The organism is Rheinheimera soli (assembly GCF_031457405.1).
In the GTDB taxonomy this organism is placed as follows: Bacteria; Pseudomonadota; Gammaproteobacteria; order Enterobacterales; family Alteromonadaceae; genus Pararheinheimera; species Pararheinheimera soli_A.
The window spans coordinates 1-15,727 of sequence record NZ_JAVDWR010000023.1; the positions used below are offsets into that span (position 1 = coordinate 1).

Below are 15,727 nucleotides of genomic sequence, written 5' to 3' on the forward strand. Positions count from 1 at the left end.
GATCCAGTAATTGGTCTGTAATTGGCATTCTTTATCCCTTCCAAGGAGTTAGGTAGAATGCCACTTACACAGATTTTTTTACACTCTCAATTTTTTGAGTTTTTTTGTAGTGATTTTGTGCGTTTTTTAAAGCTTGTCCTATCTATGCAGTGGATCTACTGCTAACTTTTTATCAGTATTTTCATATTCCTCTATTCAATCCAATCCATACCCTGTTGATTTTAACCTGTTGTGGTCCACTATGGAGAGTGTCACCAATGCGTAAGAACCTACCTGTTACCGAAAAAGAACGTACTTTTCCCAAAGAGCAACAGCTTATTTCCTCTACAGATATCAAAGGCACCATTTTGCATTGTAACGATGCTTTTGCTTCGATCAGCGGCTTTAGCAAAGAAGAATTAGTGGGTAAACCTCATAATATTGTCAGGCACCCTGATATGCCTGAAGCCGCATTTCAAACCATGTGGGGCTATTTACAGCAAGGCAAACCCTGGATGGGACTGGTAAAAAACCGCTGTAAAAATGGAGATTATTATTGGGTCAATGCTTACGTCACTCCTGTTACAGAACATGGTCGGGTCGTAGGTTATGAATCGGTACGTACTGTGCCAAGCAGGGCTCAGGTGGCTCATGCAGAGCAGTTGTATAAAGCTATTAATGCCGGGAAAAATACTGCAAAAGCAGCTTCAGATGTAGCCGCTGATTTACGTTGGGCACTGCTGCCCTTGTTGGCCGTACTTGTCTCATTGCTGTTATGGTGGGCTTTGGGCCCGGTAGCTGCTGCCATTGCTTTTGTTGTCACTGCGTTATTAAGTTATAGCCTGGGTGTCTATCGTTTAAAACAATCCTTGTCGGGGCTGGTTGATTTATTGCCCACAGCTTTTACCGACCCTTTGGCTGTGGCCTCCTATGCAAAACATCAGGGCAGGTTAGGACAGCTGGAAGTGGCTCTGTTGGCAGAGTCTGCTCATTTAAATACTGTATTAACCCGGATTGAAGATGCGTCGACAAAAGTGGCTGTGCAGTCTGATCAGGTACGAAGTTTATCTGTCGATGCTGCTGACAGTATTCGAAAGCAGCAGATGCAAACAGAGCAAGTAGCGACTGCGATGAATCAAATGACCACTACTATTGCTGAAGTTTCATGTCATGTGCAGGACACGGCCAGTAAAGCCGACGACGCCGACGCTTTAGCCCGTTCTGGATCAACTGTGGCGGCACAGACCCGTGGAGCCATGCAACAGTTACAAAAAACAGTCAATGATATCAGTCAGTCAGTGGCAGATTTGGCTGAGCAAACCAACAAAATTGTGGGTGCTGCACAAATTATTGAGCAGATCGCAGAGCAAACTAACTTGCTGGCATTAAACGCTGCTATTGAAGCTGCACGGGCTGGTGAACAAGGCCGGGGTTTTGCCGTGGTCGCTGATGAAGTGCGGCTGCTGGCGTCTCGTACTACCGCATCAACCAAAGAGATTTATGACATTATTCAGCAGCTGTCGACCAAAGCCAAAGCTTCAGTGCTGGTCGCTGAAAATGGTCGCAAAGATGCTGAGCTTGGAGTGACTCAGGTCGCTCAGACTGAGAAGGTGCTGGAAGGTATTAGTGTGGCGGTCAGCAGTATTGCCGCTATGGCGGGACAAATGGCGGCCGCTGTAGAAGAGCAGGCTCATGTGGCTGAAGATATTAACCGGCAAATTGTCAGTATCTCGGATCTTGCCGCTACCTCACTAAGTCAGGGTACGGCTGTCAGCAAAAGTGGTAAAGATTTACAAAACACCTCTGAGCAATTGCATGAGCTGGTGGAGCGTTTCCGCAAAGTTTAACTTGTAGGACCAACAACTAAAGCCGGGGAACCGGCTTTAGTCTTCAAATACCGAAATGGCCTGCAACTGCTTAAAATCTGTCATACCAGACAACACCTTTAAAATGCCATCCTGCACTAAAGTACGCATCCCATCACCTATAGCCTGCTGCTGAATTTGCTCTATGCTGGCTTTGTGATAAATCAGCTGGCGAACCTTAGAAGTGATAGGCAACAGCTCATGCACACCAACCCTGCCTTTATAGCCTGTTTGTTCACAGGCTGGACAGCCTTTGGCTCTGTAGAGTGTCAGCGGAGTTTTTAGCTCCAGTTCAGGTGCAAAAGCCAAACCATAATGCCGCTGTAGATAATCCAGTTCAATTTGCCCGGGTTGATAAGCTTCTTTGCATTTGCCACATAAAGTGCGGACCAGCCGCTGCGCCAGAATACCAATACAGGCATCTGCAAAGTTGATAGGATCTATACCAATATCAATCAGACGGGTTATGGTTTCAGGGGCTGAGTTCGTATGTAGTGTGGATAATACTAAGTGTCCGGTCAGCGAAGCTTCGATACCAGCATGAGCCGTTTCTTTGTCACGCATTTCACCTATTAAAATAATATCAGGGTCTGCCCTTAAAAAAGCCCGTAGTGCGACAGCAAAAGTTAAACCCGACTTATTATTCATTTGTACTTGCTGCAAACCTGGCTGGGTGATTTCCACCGGATCTTCAGCAGTCCATATTTTTTTATCTGTGGTATTCAGCCGGCCTAAGATGGCATGCAAAGTCGTGGTTTTGCCTGAACCTGTGGGGCCGACGACCAGTAACACGCCATGAGGGTGTTTAATCATTTGCGACATCATCTGATAGTTACGGGGACTCAGTTGCAGCTTGTCAAAGGGCAAAGCTTCACCACTGGCTAAAATCCGCATCACCACGCCTTCACCAAATACTGTCGGCAAAGTCGCAACCCTCACTTCGATAACTTTACTGGCCAGCTTCACGCTGAATTTCCCGTCCTGTGGCAGGCGTTTTTCGGCTATATCCAGTCTGGCCATAATTTTGATCCGGGATACTACTGGCGGCATAAAAGCTGGCGGGATTTGGATCAGTTCACGGCACTCACCATCTACCCGCAAACGTACCCGGCAGGAGCTTTTCCCTTTGCCGGATTCAATATGAATATCTGAAGCATTCAGACGCTGAGCGTCCATGAGCACCCTGTTCACCAGCTTAACCACCACAGGGGTTTCTTCAGAAATACCTTCGTCTTCCTGTTGCAGAGTCTCCAGCGTCAGGTCGTCATCGGCTTCATTTAATAAATCGCCCAGTTCAGTTAAGTTATCTTCTTGCTGACCTTTGATGTAATGGTCAATATCATCAGGCAAGGCCACATAGATATCGTAGCTCAGTAAGCCTGTGGCTCGTTCCACTTCCATCAGGGTGTCGGCATGGTTGGGGTTCGTCAGCACTATCACCACTTTGCCTGTTTGATCTTCGAGGATCACCAGATGGTTTTTCAATAGATAAGAGCGGTTCAGTTTGGCGTTTAGTGCATGTAGCTGATATTTTTCCGGTTCAAAACCAATAAAACTAACCTGATAAAAAGCCTCCAGTGATAAACCCAGTTGCTCTTTACTGACTTTATAATCCGAGAGGATTTTATTTACTTGGGTGGCAAAATCCTGTGTCGGCAGGTTTAATTGCTGCAACTGACTGGCGGAAATTAAATTGCGATGCTGCAAATAATCAAAAGGCCCACGGGTGGCGCCTAATTCATAGCGGAATTTCTGCCCCAGTAATTGCGCCAGCTGAGTGGCTTTATCAGAGTCTTCCTGACTGAAAGCTGCAGAATTTTTGGCATTGATCAGTTGGATCACCCCTAACAACACATTTTGTTCGGTAATAGGCACGGCAAGCACAGATTTAGTGCGAAAACCGGATTTCTGGTCAAACTGCCGGGCAAAATTCAGCTTAGGATGGATCTGTTGCAGTTCCTGCTCATCATAAGCGTCTTTGATTAGCACTGATTTTTTACTTAAAGCAACAAAACCTGCGATAGATTGTGGGCCTATAGGCACCCGTATTTCCGTCAGTTCTGAGCCGGTTTTAAAGCGCGAATAAATATCCTGACTGTGATAACTGCGCTGATAAATGGTGATACGTTCAGCCGAAAAAAGCTGCAGTATTTGTGCTTCCAGCTCTGGAAAGACATCCAGAAAACGCTCTGAGTTATGGATGGACTGGAACAGCTCTAACAACTTCTGATAAAACGCCATAAAACCCCTGCACCAGACTGTAGCTTGCCAAAGAAAGGAAAATTTTTACTATGTTCAGTCTAGCATAGGGGATTTTTTTTGCCCTGAGGCGCTGTAGCTAAGTGTTTGATCCTAGAGTGTGATTTAAATAGTTTTCGCCTGGCAAATGGCGGGTTGTGAAATGGCAAAACTAAGCAACTGGTAGCCTTGCTCAGACTGCTTTAACTGATAAACCACGCCGTAGTCCTGCTCGCCGATTTGCGGCGGCGTTAACTGGCTCAGCAGATGAATAAGTTCTGGCGTGGTATTGCTATGGCCTACTACCAGTACCGGGCTGTTTTGTTGTTGGATGGCTTTGGCAAGGGCTGCTAAATCCCGCGCGTCATACGCTTTGACTGAGGCTGTTGGCTGGTTAAGCCGTATTTGCTCTGCTGTTTGTTGGGTTCTTTGATAACCACTGTGGTAAATGCTGGTCAAAGTTGCAGGGATCAGTACAGCCATAGCTTGAGCCTGGGCCAGACCACAAGCACTTAACTCCGGGTCTTTATTCGCAGATTTCACTTTTTCGGCATGGCGCACCAGATAAATTTCAGCGGGCGCTGCCTGCAGCCTGAACACAAAACTGCTTAATACTGTGACTGCAGCTACAGCTATTACTTTTTTCATCACGGCTTAACCCCTTTTTCTCTGCTGTTTCGTCTAACTGAAAAACAACAGGAGAATGCCAGATGAATACTATGGATACCAGCACAGACAGAGCAAAATTGATGGCAGCCGCTATACCGGCTTTACTGATCACTTTTTTATTGTTTGCTTTGATGCAGCAGTTAATAGGAGCTGACAGAGTTTCTATCCGACCAGGCCCCACAGCTATTGAGCATGAACTGCACGAACCGAGAAAAGACAGTCCGGCCAACACCATAATACGAACTTTGCCGGAGCCACAAAAACCTGTGGCAAGACCAGAATCTATGGCGGGAGAAACGACAGGAGACTCAGGGCCTTTGTTGGAGTTGTCTGTGGAACCTGTATTGCCGAGTCTGGATTTAGGTGGATCAAGTGAATTTATCCAGATGGATAAAACAGCCACTGCTATGGTCCGTATTGACCCCAGATACCCGGCAGAGGCAGCTAAAAATGGCATAGAAGGCTGGGTTAAATTAAGTTTTTCCATCGATGTCACAGGCGCAGTGATTGATGTTGAAGTGCTGGACGCTGAACCCAAGCGTATTTTTGACCGGGAAGCGGTAAAAGCCTTACGCTCATGGAAATATCAACCTCAGATGAGCAATGGCAAAGCTGTGGTACAACGTAATTTGCAAGTTCAGCTGGATTTTAGTCTGGATAAAGCATAAAACTCAAAGCCAGCACTTCTGTGGTGCTGGCTTGGCCGAAAGAGGAGTAAGGGATGCTGCTATCCTGGTTTAATCGAAGTGGGGCTCTGCCAGAGTCTGACCCTCAGCGGCTGATGCAAGGTTATATTCAAACGGACAATCCTGCTTACCTTGCCCAACTGATCCAATGTTATGGTGATGATTTGTATCACTTTTTACTAAAGCAAAGTGATGCGGCACTGGCCGCTGATCTGAGTCAGCAAAGCTGGTTAAAGGTCATGGAGCAAAAACAACAGTTTGCCGGACACAGCAGTTTTAAAACCTGGTTGTTTGCTATAGGCCGTCATTTGCTACTGGATGAATTCAGAAAACAAAAACGCTGGGTCTATGAAATCAGCGAAGACTTAGCATCGGACTATAACAGCCCGGCTGCAGCAGTGGAGCAGCAGCAAAGTGAACTGAAGTTGCAGCATTTATTAGAGCGGCTGCCGTTATTGCAACGCGAAACTTTATTGCTGCAACTGGAAGGATTCAGCGTGCTGCAAATAGCGCAGATCACCAAAGCAGAAGCTGAAACCGTTAAAAGTCGTCTTCGTTATGCACGGCAGGCGTTGGCAAAACAGCTTGGAGAGCACGATGAATAAGCTGGATGAAAAACTACAACAGTTGTATCAGCAAAGTAAAACTGAGCAGCCTATGCCTGAACAACTCAGGCAACAGTTGTTACAGCTCAAGCCTGAGCAGCGTAAAACTAACTGGAAATCCTTATGGCCTGCAGTACAGGGACTGGCGGCTTCTGTGGCTTTAATTTGGTTAGCGCAACAAATCTGGTGGCAACCAGCCTATTACCAAATCGTGTTGCAGTCGGATGTGAACTACCATCAGGTGCAGTTGCACAGTCTGGCAAAAAACGAGACGTCGCCACAGCAAACGGCTTATCAGCAACGGTACCAGCAGTATCAGCAAGCCCGTCACCAACTTGAGCAAAGTAAAAGTCTGGTTGGTCAACTCAGTTTTAGTGGTCAGCACTGGCAAGTAGAAGTCTGTGACCAGCTATTGGTGAAAATTGATCAGCAACTGGCACTGGAACTACAAAAGGACCTGCCATGGCATGCCGGACAATGGGTAGAGCTGAAAACGGGTCAGCAGGGGCAAATTCTGGCAATCATCTCTGGCAAAGCGGCTCTGCAGTGCAATAGTTAAAAGAAAGGTTCACGGCAGGGCTTTTATTTTTTACACTAAGCATCGTTTTAGTTGTGGATGATGCTTAGTGGAACCCCAGTTAACTTTTCTGACCTCTTATCCCGAAGCTGTGCGAACGCAGGTGCAGTCGCTGATTGCACAGGGGCGTCTGGCTGAAGTGCTGGCAACCCGCTATCCACAGATGTCGCATGATATTCAGAATGACAAAACTTTGTATCAGTTTACTCAGGAGCTGAAACAACGTTTTGTTAAGTCCAGTCCACCTGTCAGTAAGGTCTGTTTTGATGGAAAAATTCATCTGGACAACAGCTTAGGTTTGCATAGTTTTGTCAGCAGGGTGCAAGGCGGCAAACTGAAAGCGAAACAGGAAATCCGTATTTCTGCTTTTTTTAAACAACTGCCTTTTGCTCTGCTAAAAATGGTTGTGGTGCACGAACTGGCACATTTGCGGGAAAAAGATCATAACAAAGCCTTTTATCAATTGTGTCAGCATATGGAACCCCAGTATCATCAATTGGAATTCGATTTACGTCTGTTTTTAACTTTGAGACAGCTGGAAGGGAAAGCGGTATGAAGCCTGATGGTGATGCAGTTTTTGTGTATGGTTTGTTGATGTTACCCCAAGTCGTTTTTGCTATTACAGGCAAAGACTATGTGGTGCAAGACGCCAGCCTGCCTGATTACAAAAGGTATGGTTTAAGCCAGCAACATGCTAATACGCCTGTGCCTGCCTTAGCTCATTGTCCCGGGCATTTGCAGCATGGAAAGGTGCTTTTGGGGGTATTGCCTGAAGAACTGGAAAAGCTGGATTTTTTTGAAGAGCTGGACTCTGGTTTATACCTGCGCGAGAAGGTAAGAGTACAATCTTTGGGTCTATGGATAGACGCCTGGTGTTATACAGTAGGGCCAGCCTTGCAGCCTTATCTGACCGGAGAATGGTCTTTGCAACAGGTCAGTGAAAGCCATATAGCGCATTTAATTACACAGCTGATACCGTCGATGTTAACGACTTATCATAACTTACAGGCCAATACCGGCACTAAAACAAAGGCAAGCCCTTTGTCTGAGGACTGACACTTTGAAATTAATCCAATTACTGGTGGGCGCATTCCTCGTCCTTTCCCCCCAGTTACTGGCAGCTGATGTTGATAAACTGGCTACCAACTTTGACTGGCATTTCCGCCAGACGCTAAAAAAGAACAATATTCCAGGTGCTGCTTACGCTATTGTCAAAGACAACAGAGTTGTAAAAGTAGGTGCTTATGGAGTGCGAAATATAGACACTAAATCGAATATAGATGCCTATACCGTATTCCGGCTGGCTTCAGTTTCTAAAACCTTTACTGGTCAGCTGTCGTCTTTGCTGGTGCATCAGGGCCATTTTAAGCTGGATGATCCTGTCACCCGCTATGTGCCGGCTTTTTCTTTTAAAAGCCCAAGCCATACCGGTGCTTTGAAAGTGGAACACTTATTATCACAAAGTGCAGGTTTAGTGCCTAATACCTATGATGATCTGATTGAAGCCAACCAGACGCCAGCCCAGATTTTACCTAAGTTTCGGTATTTAAACCCTCGTTGTGCGCCAGGCAAATGTTATGGTTATCAGAATGTGTTGTTCAGCCTGATCCGGCCTGTTATGGAAAAAACCACAGGCAGCAGCTTTGAAAGCCTGATGGAACAAAAACTGTTTAAACCATTAAAAATGCCAACAGCCTCAGTGGGTTACTCTGCATTTTTAGCCTCCAAAAACCGGGCTATGCCTCATGTCAGAATGAAAAAAGGCTGGGCTGAAGCAAAAGTAAATCCAAGCTATTACCGGGTCAGTCCTGCCGCAGGTGTCAATGCCAGCGTCATGGATATGAGTCAATGGCTGATAGCGCAGTTAGGTCATTACCCGGCGGTGCTCAGCCCGGCTATGCTGCAGGATGTGCGCAGCAAAAGAATTAAAGTGGCTGATGATTTAGGTGGCCGCACCTGGGGCCAGTACGTCACCACTTCGCATTATGGTTTAGGTGTGCGTATTTTTAACTTTGGTGGTAATGAAGTCTTTTATCACGGTGGCTGGGTGAAAGGTTATCGTACTGAAATGGCCTATTCCAAAGAAAAAGGTGTAGGATTGGTCGTGCTGATTAACGCTGAAACCAATCTGGTGGGGGATTTATCCACCTGGTTCTGGTCCAATTTACTGGGTGTTAAACCGCAGACCCAAAAACGTATTGCAGCCCAAATGCAGCAAGAATGGGAAATGGAGATGGAATCTGACGTTGAGTGGCAGGTGCCGTTATTGGCAGACTAACACTGGACAGATGCAAAGGACTGCTATACTCACCTTTGGTACAAACAAAGTGGCCCGCTGAAAAGGATAGATGCCCGATATGTCGATGGGAACCATAAGTCAGTCTTCGTATAGTAAAACCGTAAAAACTATCCTGAGCAAAGTCCACGATGCCACAGCGCTGAATGATTCAGTCTATGAAGTGGCGACTGATTATTTTCGTCATGCGAAGCAGCAAGATGAAAAACTTCAGCAATTACAATTGCAAGTACGCAAGCTGGAAAAAAAAACTGATCTGTCTTCCAGTGAACAAAAGCAATTGGCCGAAGCTCAGTCTGCGTTAAAACTTTATATGCGTATGCTTGATGACAGCAGGGTAGAGCGGTACAGAGCCTTAAAAGCTGTGTGTATATCAGTATTGCAGTTAACCGAAGGCGAAAACTTTGACGAGACAGTCCAGATGTCGTCGAAGTTTTTGGGCACTATTCAACTGTTAGCGCCAAGCAACGGCAAATATGTCGCCGCAGTGAACCAGAAGTTTAAACATCTGTACAAAGGCATTTTAAGTTTGCGTTTACTCGACCGCTTGTTGCTGGATAACGAGCTGAACAATAACTATGTGCTGGGCAAGATGCGTGCTGTTAAAGAGATGCGGGATAACTCAGAGGCAGCTTATAAAGCCGACTATTCACCTTTCCGTGATGATGTGCAGCTACCTTTATTGATGGCGGCGATACTGCAGGACATAGGCACCTACCATCCGGATGCTTTGGCTATTCTCAAAGGTGCAGATGGCGATCTGGATGAGTTTCGGGTGTTGGATGATGAAAACCGCGTCGCACTTTTGAAGATCAACTATCAGGAAACTTTAAGTTATGTCACTAAAGGCCTGGCCTGTGACCGTTATGTCGGGAATTCAAAAGAAGAGCGGGAGCTGTTTAATCAAAACGAACAAGACAAGCTGAATTTTGTCTATACCTTGCTTAAAAACGCTATTAAACCCGAAGGTGGCGTAGGTAACTTACTGAAAATTCCGCAAATTTATACCTCTGTTGTATTGTCGACTAAGTTAAACCACAGCTATGAGTCTTTACCTAAAGCTGCTCTTGTGCTGCAAAGTGGTGTAGAGCGAGGTTATTACCATAAAGCTGCTGTTGATTCGCTGATTAAAATTACCGGCCTCTTTCCTCAGGGTTATGGTGTCACTTATATTCCAAAAGATTCAGACAAACGCGATTTAGACAGATACGAATATGCACTGGTTGTATCTTTGTATCCGCCTGCCACTGATATGCCCATATGCCGTGTCGTGACACGCAGTATGGCGTTCAGTAACACAGGCACTAATGTGGTGATCAGTGTGGATAACAATTTGTATTTTCCAACGGCGCGGAAAAAGCTGGAAAAAATGAGCGAAGAGCGTTTATTAGAAATTCTGAGTAAGCTGGTATCCAATTTTGAAGAACGTAAAAATATGGAATTAATCCCCAAATGCTGGTTTCCGGACGAGTATTTTTCCTACAGTAAAAATCAGAATTTATGGAACAGAGTGACCACTATTCAGAATTGATATGGCCTTGTCAGTGAAATAAAAAAAGCCCGGCTACAGAGCCGGGCGAAAAATAGCGGTTCTGGGAGATGAGTGAAACCGCTTGCGCTAAACAGCTTAAAGTCTGCGTAGCATAAAGATGAAGGCGGTTGGTATATAACGCTTTAATTCAATAGCCTCTATCGATTTAACAGATTAAAAGCACAGGGGGTGTTTTACCTTTCTGCTTGGCCCATGTTTCAATGATTTTTTCGATACAAGTCCAGATAAAAATTCAGGCTGATTTGAGGTGAGCTTTGAGCAAATTGCTGCTTTTGTTCGGGTTTGAACTTCCAGGCCAAAGGTGTCATTTCCAGCAGGTTCAGTACCATGTCTGCAGGTACATCAGTCAGTTGCTGTTTTAATTCCTGCCGTTGTTGATGCACAAAACCCGGGATAGTTTCAATTGCATCGCTGTGCAGGCGCACAGAGCTGTAGACCTGCTGTTTGATCTCCACTAAATGTTCTGGTGCTGGTGTGACTGTCAGCAGAGCTCCTTCAGTTTTTAATACCCGCGCCAGTTCTTCCGGCTCGCAAGGCGCACAAAGTTTAAGTGCTGCATCAAAACTCTGATCGGCAAAAGGCAGATGCCAGGCACTGGCAACACAAAAGTGAATAGCAGGGTAGGCTTTTGCCGCCTTTTTAATGGCGGTTTTTGCGATATCCACACCATACATAGTGGCTTCTTTGTCTGCCAGAGCCTGCATCAGCCTGTTGCTGTAATAACCTTCACCGCAACCTAAATCCAGCAGCACAGGTTGTTGTGCTAATACAGAAGCAAAAGTTTGGTTCACCGCATCGGACAACAACTGATAATAACCAGCATTTAAGAAATCACGGCGGCATTGCATCATCAGTGCTGAATCGCCCGGCACTTTGGAGTTCTTTTGTTGGACTGGCAGTAAATGCAAATAACCCTCTTTGGCCAGATCAAAACTATGGCCCTGAGCACAAGCAAAACTGTTGTGGTGTTGAGTCAGGCTCTGTTGGCAAAGCGGGCAAAGGTACATAACAACTCCGGTCACTCAGTTAATTCAGTTGCAACAAGTCCCAGCGGGTACCGTACAAGTCTTCAAACACAGCCACAGTACCATAAGCTTCCTCGCGGGGTGTTTCGAGAAACTTTACGCCTTGTTGTTGCATTTGTTTGTGATCACGCCAGAAATCGTCTGTGTTTAAAAACAGGAATACCCGGCCACCACATTGATTGCCAATTTGTTGCTTTTGTTGCTCATTGCTGGCTTTAGCTAACAAAATAGCAGTTCCTGCTGCGCCCTGGGGCCGCACTACCACCCACCTTTTTTCACCTTGTGGGCTGTCTTCCACTAATTCAAAACCCAGTTTTTGCGTGTAAAACTCTATGGCTTCGTCATAGTCAGCCACTAACAGGCTGATTAAACCTAAACTTTGTTTCATAACCCTTGCTCCGGACTGAAGAAAAAGTGGCGCTATGCTACCGATCCGAAGCAGTGGATACCAGCAAATATTGGCTTTTTAGGGTTGAGTTGCTGGGCAGCTGAGGATGGCTGTTGTTATACTGCGGTCTTTATTTTGTCTGTGTGGAGAAAAAAATGTCTGGTGCAGAACTGGAACTCTGGTCTTTGGATGAGTTGTGTGATCACGCTTTTGCGATTTTTGAAGAGTTAGCAGAAGAGAACTTATCGGCAGAAGATTATGTGTTGTATCAACAACATGCAGCAGCATCTGCTTATGTGGATTTAGTGCCTGCCACCGATGACTGGGTGGATATGATTGCCATGGATATTGACCCTGAACTGCATGTGGAGGCCCGCATTGGTTTGGCTGATGTGAATGCGGTTGCAGAAATAGTTTTGGCCAGAATTTTATTGTCAAAAGAAAAATTTGAAACTTTATGTCATGCCCGCTGGCGCGGACAGGACTAAATCGGGTTAAAAAATTAGCCAAGCATCAGATTTAATACCATTTTTTCTGAATTTTCCTTTTGCGCTCAGCCAGCTTACGCCTACACTCAATAAGTGTTTGTCGAACGATCCTTGATCGATAAGAAAATGAGGCAAAAGCTTGAGTCTGACCCGATTTGATTTTAGTAAGTTATTTGATCTCAATGTATTAGTGATTGAGTCTGATCCCGCCTCTGGTCATCAGTTCAAACAAATACTGACCGGCCTTGGGATCAAAAAAACCGAACTAAGTCGGACTGTGTTGCCTTTGCTTGGCGGTGAAACCTCAACTGCTTACGATGTAATTTTTCTCGATTATGATGTTGAGCCTTCGATATCCGGCACCGATCTGATTGAGCTGTTGCTGCACAAAAATATCGTCAGCCCATTGTGTCGTCTGGTCGTGTTGTCTACTGCTCCTGAACGGCAAAAGTATGGGATGGATTATCCTTTCCATCAGGTTGATTTTCTCGACAGGCCCTGCAATAAATTTCATATCGACGAGCAGTTAAAACTGCATGTGCGCTTAAAGGCCTTTATGGATCAGGTTCTGCCGCTGATCCATAAGCGCCGTTATGTTGATGCTTTTAAGCTGATTAATGAATTACAACAAAAAGCCGGGGCTGACACTCCTGTTGCAGTGCTGCAACTAAAAGCTGAAATTTTGCTGGAAGTGGGGGTGTATGATGCCGCCTCAGCCGTGATTAAATCGGCTTGTGCCAAACAACAAGACTGGGCTTTGTGGCTGCAATTTTTATTGGATTATGAACAAGGTGAGCTGGAGTCTTGCCACAACTTTTTAGCCAATGCTGAAGAGCTGCCACGTTATCAGGAAAGAAAAGAAGTCTGGCAAATTTATCTGGCGTTAGAAAACGAAGACTACGCAGCGGCGCTTCATATCGCATTAAAAATTCCGCCCGCCGCTATGTCAACTCAACTGACTCAGTTAGTGCAACTGGTGCTGATGATGTCGGATAAAGCAGAGCAAGCCATTGAACTGATAGAACGCAAAAGGCGACTGGCGGGCAGTGGTTATCAATTTTGTGTTTTAACTGTGACTTTGTGCAAGTTGTTGTTGTATCTGATGGCGCAAGCTGGTGCAGAGCAAAATCCGACACCCAATCAGGTGATGTTGCAGCAATGCTTCCGCCAGTTGATCACAGATAAAGAAGCCAGCCAGTTTGCGGCTGATATTATCTGGTTGCAGGGCAGTTTGCTGGCTCAGGCCGAAGGCAATGAAGCCGCTATTGTGTTTTTAGAAAAACAGAAGCAGCATTTAGCCGCAATGCAGATGTCTGTGGCCAGCTTGTGTCAGGGCGCAACTTTAATGGCCAGTCTGGGCAAAATGAACGCGGCTTTTGATTTGATGTATTTAGGCAATAAAGCTCTGAATCTGTTGCCACACAGTATGCATAAAGTCTATGCCGGTTCTGTGCATCAGCAGGCGTTTTACCTGATGTATAGCGCACAAGACAGAGGCCAGATCTATGCTCAAATGGGCTTAAGGCACGAAAAAGACGGCGATTTGCGACCTGCGGTAAAAATGTATTACCAGGCTTATCTGGCTGAACCCAGCTACTTGAACCATCAGGAGCATCTGGCCAATTTGCTCCGCCAATTAAAACTGAGCCGATTTAAAAGCTTTGTGCTGGACGACTTTAACCGCCGCTGATGTTAATCAGCGTCAGCTGGATTAAAACTTTGCTCCAGCACTAATGCCAGACGCACAGCAGCTTGCTGCAACCGTTGTTCCAGCTGAGGCAGATGCTGGTGCTGATAACTTTCGCCTATAAGCATACCGGGTTTATAGCCCTGATAAATCAGCTTCACCAGCAAGACCGACTCGTTCGCCCAGTCCAAAACACTGACACTTTGCCATTGCTGTTGTTTGGCCAGCAGCGCCTGATACAAAGCCTGTTGCTTCGCATCATCCTGATAAGAGGCGGCTTCAAGTAAACGGCTGTCCCAGACCCCATGTAAATTTGACGGCTCGCCGGCAAAATACACCGCAGTTCTGTTGCCGCCCAGATCATCGGCATAACCTGCATGCAAAGGCTGATGCAAATCAGCGATAAAGTGCCCTACAAACAACAAGGCTTCTAACTGAGTTTTTGACGGCGCAAAAGGCGTCAGCTTTTTCCGCTCTTGCTCAATGGCAGACAATACACAACCTTCAGCAGGGCAGTGTTGCATGGTCAATTTGCTATCAGAACGTTTGATATTGACGTAATGCCAGACTTTGGTGTGCTGATACTCTGGTAAGGAGCGCACCTGATCCGGCCAGGAGCAGGCTTGGGTAAAATCGGGCTGGTCATGTAACTGCATCAATTGTTGCACTTTATTCTGGCTGACCGGGCTTAACAACTGATAGGCGATAGAGCACACCATTTGATGACCTAGTTCACCAAAAGCAAATACAGGGCTGCAAAACAACGCCAGAGCTAAAACCAGAGTACGCATTGGGTCTTTCCTTATTCATCGACCAGTTGAGTGACTTGCCACTGCGCCGCCGGGCTTTGTGAAAGCAAAGGTGCCAGCTCTTGTAAGCAATTTTCCATATCCTGTTTCAGCGTAAAAGGCGGGTTAATTACCAGCATGCCGCTGCCTGTCATACCAAAACCTTCGTTATCCGGCAAAGGGCTATATTCTATCCGCAGCTGATTACGAATTTGTGTATCCACCAGGGCATCAATAAAGCTTTCAACCGCCTGGCGTTCTATCACCGGATACCAGATAGCATAAGTACCTTGTGGAAAGCGCTGGTAGGCTTGTTGCAGGCCTTTGACCAGATCCTGATATTCAGTTTTTAATTCATAAGGCGGGTCAATCAGCACTAAGCCACGTTTGGATAAAGGCGGCAACATAGCGCGTAAGCCAGCCCAGGCATCCATTTTTTCAATACGACAAAACTTACGACGCTGAAACTGGCTGGCCAGAATAGGCTGATCACTTGGGTGTAATTCAGTGGCCTGGATGGTGTCTGTAGCACGACACAGCAAATCGGCAATTTTTGGTGAACCCGGATAAAAAGCTAAGTCGTCGCTATCGTTCACCCGCCTGATGGTATCCACATAGGCTTTGATATCGGCATTGCTGCCCTGATAGTTCCAGAGTTTGCCAATACCTGTCTGGTATTCCGCAGTTTTTTGTGCCTGTTCACTGTGCAGGCTGTATAAACCTGCTCCGGCATGAGTATCGTGATAGCAAAACGGCTTATCTTTGCGTTTTAAGTAATTCAGAATGCAAATTTGCACCAGATGTTTAATCACATCAGCGTGATTGCCTGCATGATAACTATGACGATAACTCAGCATAAGAAGACTCTTTTAACGGTAATGTTT

General features: G+C 45.9%; 16 protein-coding genes. 10 read left to right on the forward strand and 6 right to left on the reverse strand.

Features of this window, described 5'->3' with window-relative positions:
- Positions 1-257 precede the first annotated feature (257 nt).
- The gene (locus J2W69_RS18805) at positions 258-1,826 is read left to right on the forward strand and encodes a methyl-accepting chemotaxis protein (protein WP_310281388.1); all 1,569 of its coding nucleotides are present in this window, start codon (positions 258-260) and stop codon (positions 1,824-1,826) included.
- A gap of 36 nt (positions 1,827-1,862) precedes the next feature.
- Here the strand turns inward: J2W69_RS18805 and J2W69_RS18810 are convergent, their stop codons facing one another.
- Both J2W69_RS18810 and J2W69_RS18815 read right to left on the reverse strand, forming a co-directional pair.
- The gene (locus J2W69_RS18810) at positions 1,863-4,085 is read right to left on the reverse strand and encodes a GspE/PulE family protein (protein WP_310281391.1); all 2,223 of its coding nucleotides are present in this window, start codon (positions 4,083-4,085) and stop codon (positions 1,863-1,865) included.
- A 123-nt stretch (positions 4,086-4,208) separates the two neighbouring features.
- Complete coding sequence (locus J2W69_RS18815; RefSeq protein WP_310281393.1) at positions 4,209-4,730, reverse strand: SixA phosphatase family protein; 522 nt, start codon at positions 4,728-4,730, stop codon at positions 4,209-4,211.
- 62 nt (positions 4,731-4,792) lie between these two features.
- Here J2W69_RS18815 and J2W69_RS18820 point away from each other — a divergent pair, with 62 nt between their 5' ends.
- The 7 genes from J2W69_RS18820 (at position 4,793) to J2W69_RS18850 (ending at position 10,446) form a co-directional block, all read left to right on the forward strand.
- Positions 4,793-5,419 (forward strand): energy transducer TonB, encoded by a 627-nt coding sequence (locus tag J2W69_RS18820; RefSeq protein WP_310281394.1) that lies wholly within the window; start codon positions 4,793-4,795, stop codon positions 5,417-5,419.
- A gap of 53 nt (positions 5,420-5,472) precedes the next feature.
- Positions 5,473-6,042, forward strand: a complete 570-nt coding sequence (locus tag J2W69_RS18825) for an RNA polymerase sigma factor (RefSeq protein WP_310281395.1) — start codon at positions 5,473-5,475, stop codon at positions 6,040-6,042.
- Positions 6,035-6,601 (forward strand): hypothetical protein, encoded by a 567-nt coding sequence (locus J2W69_RS18830; RefSeq protein ID WP_310281397.1) that lies wholly within the window; start codon positions 6,035-6,037, stop codon positions 6,599-6,601. Before J2W69_RS18825 ends, J2W69_RS18830 begins: the two co-directional genes overlap by 8 nt.
- Positions 6,602-6,668: 67 nt before the next feature.
- A complete protein-coding gene (locus J2W69_RS18835; RefSeq protein WP_310281399.1) occupies positions 6,669-7,175 on the forward strand; it encodes a M48 metallopeptidase family protein in 507 nt (168 codons plus the stop codon).
- Positions 7,172-7,675 (forward strand): gamma-glutamylcyclotransferase family protein, encoded by a 504-nt coding sequence (locus J2W69_RS18840; protein ID WP_310281401.1) that lies wholly within the window; start codon positions 7,172-7,174, stop codon positions 7,673-7,675. Before J2W69_RS18835 ends, J2W69_RS18840 begins: the two co-directional genes overlap by 4 nt.
- Positions 7,676-7,679: 4 nt before the next feature.
- Complete coding sequence (locus tag J2W69_RS18845) at positions 7,680-8,897, forward strand: serine hydrolase domain-containing protein (protein ID WP_310281403.1); 1,218 nt, start codon at positions 7,680-7,682, stop codon at positions 8,895-8,897.
- A 79-nt stretch (positions 8,898-8,976) separates the two neighbouring features.
- A complete protein-coding gene (locus tag J2W69_RS18850) occupies positions 8,977-10,446 on the forward strand; it encodes a hypothetical protein (protein WP_310281405.1) in 1,470 nt (489 codons plus the stop codon).
- A 218-nt stretch (positions 10,447-10,664) separates the two neighbouring features.
- Here J2W69_RS18850 and rlmA read toward each other — a convergent pair whose 3' ends face one another.
- Both rlmA and J2W69_RS18860 read right to left on the reverse strand, forming a co-directional pair.
- Positions 10,665-11,474 carry a 23S rRNA (guanine(745)-N(1))-methyltransferase gene (rlmA, locus tag J2W69_RS18855; protein WP_310281407.1) on the reverse strand — a complete coding sequence of 270 codons (810 nt, stop codon included), beginning with the start codon at positions 11,472-11,474 and terminating at the stop codon, positions 10,665-10,667.
- Between the two features lie 19 nt (positions 11,475-11,493).
- Complete coding sequence (locus J2W69_RS18860; RefSeq protein WP_310281409.1) at positions 11,494-11,880, reverse strand: VOC family protein; 387 nt, start codon at positions 11,878-11,880, stop codon at positions 11,494-11,496.
- Positions 11,881-12,035: 155 nt separating this feature from the next.
- Here J2W69_RS18860 and J2W69_RS18865 point away from each other — a divergent pair, with 155 nt between their 5' ends.
- Both J2W69_RS18865 and J2W69_RS18870 read left to right on the forward strand, forming a co-directional pair.
- Positions 12,036-12,368 (forward strand): DUF440 family protein, encoded by a 333-nt coding sequence (locus tag J2W69_RS18865; protein WP_310281411.1) that lies wholly within the window; start codon positions 12,036-12,038, stop codon positions 12,366-12,368.
- Positions 12,369-12,507: 139 nt separating this feature from the next.
- Positions 12,508-14,058 carry a hypothetical protein gene (locus tag J2W69_RS18870; RefSeq protein WP_310281413.1) on the forward strand — a complete coding sequence of 517 codons (1,551 nt, stop codon included), beginning with the start codon at positions 12,508-12,510 and terminating at the stop codon, positions 14,056-14,058.
- Between the two features lie 2 nt (positions 14,059-14,060).
- Here the strand turns inward: J2W69_RS18870 and J2W69_RS18875 are convergent, their stop codons facing one another.
- Together J2W69_RS18875 and J2W69_RS18880 are read right to left on the reverse strand one after the other, a co-directional pair.
- Complete coding sequence (locus tag J2W69_RS18875) at positions 14,061-14,846, reverse strand: S1/P1 nuclease (RefSeq protein ID WP_310281415.1); 786 nt, start codon at positions 14,844-14,846, stop codon at positions 14,061-14,063.
- Between the two features lie 11 nt (positions 14,847-14,857).
- On the reverse strand, positions 14,858-15,700 hold the full coding sequence (locus J2W69_RS18880) for a 23S rRNA (adenine(2030)-N(6))-methyltransferase RlmJ (protein WP_310281417.1): 843 nt from the start codon (positions 15,698-15,700) through the stop codon (positions 14,858-14,860).
- Positions 15,701-15,727: the final 27 nt, after the last annotated feature.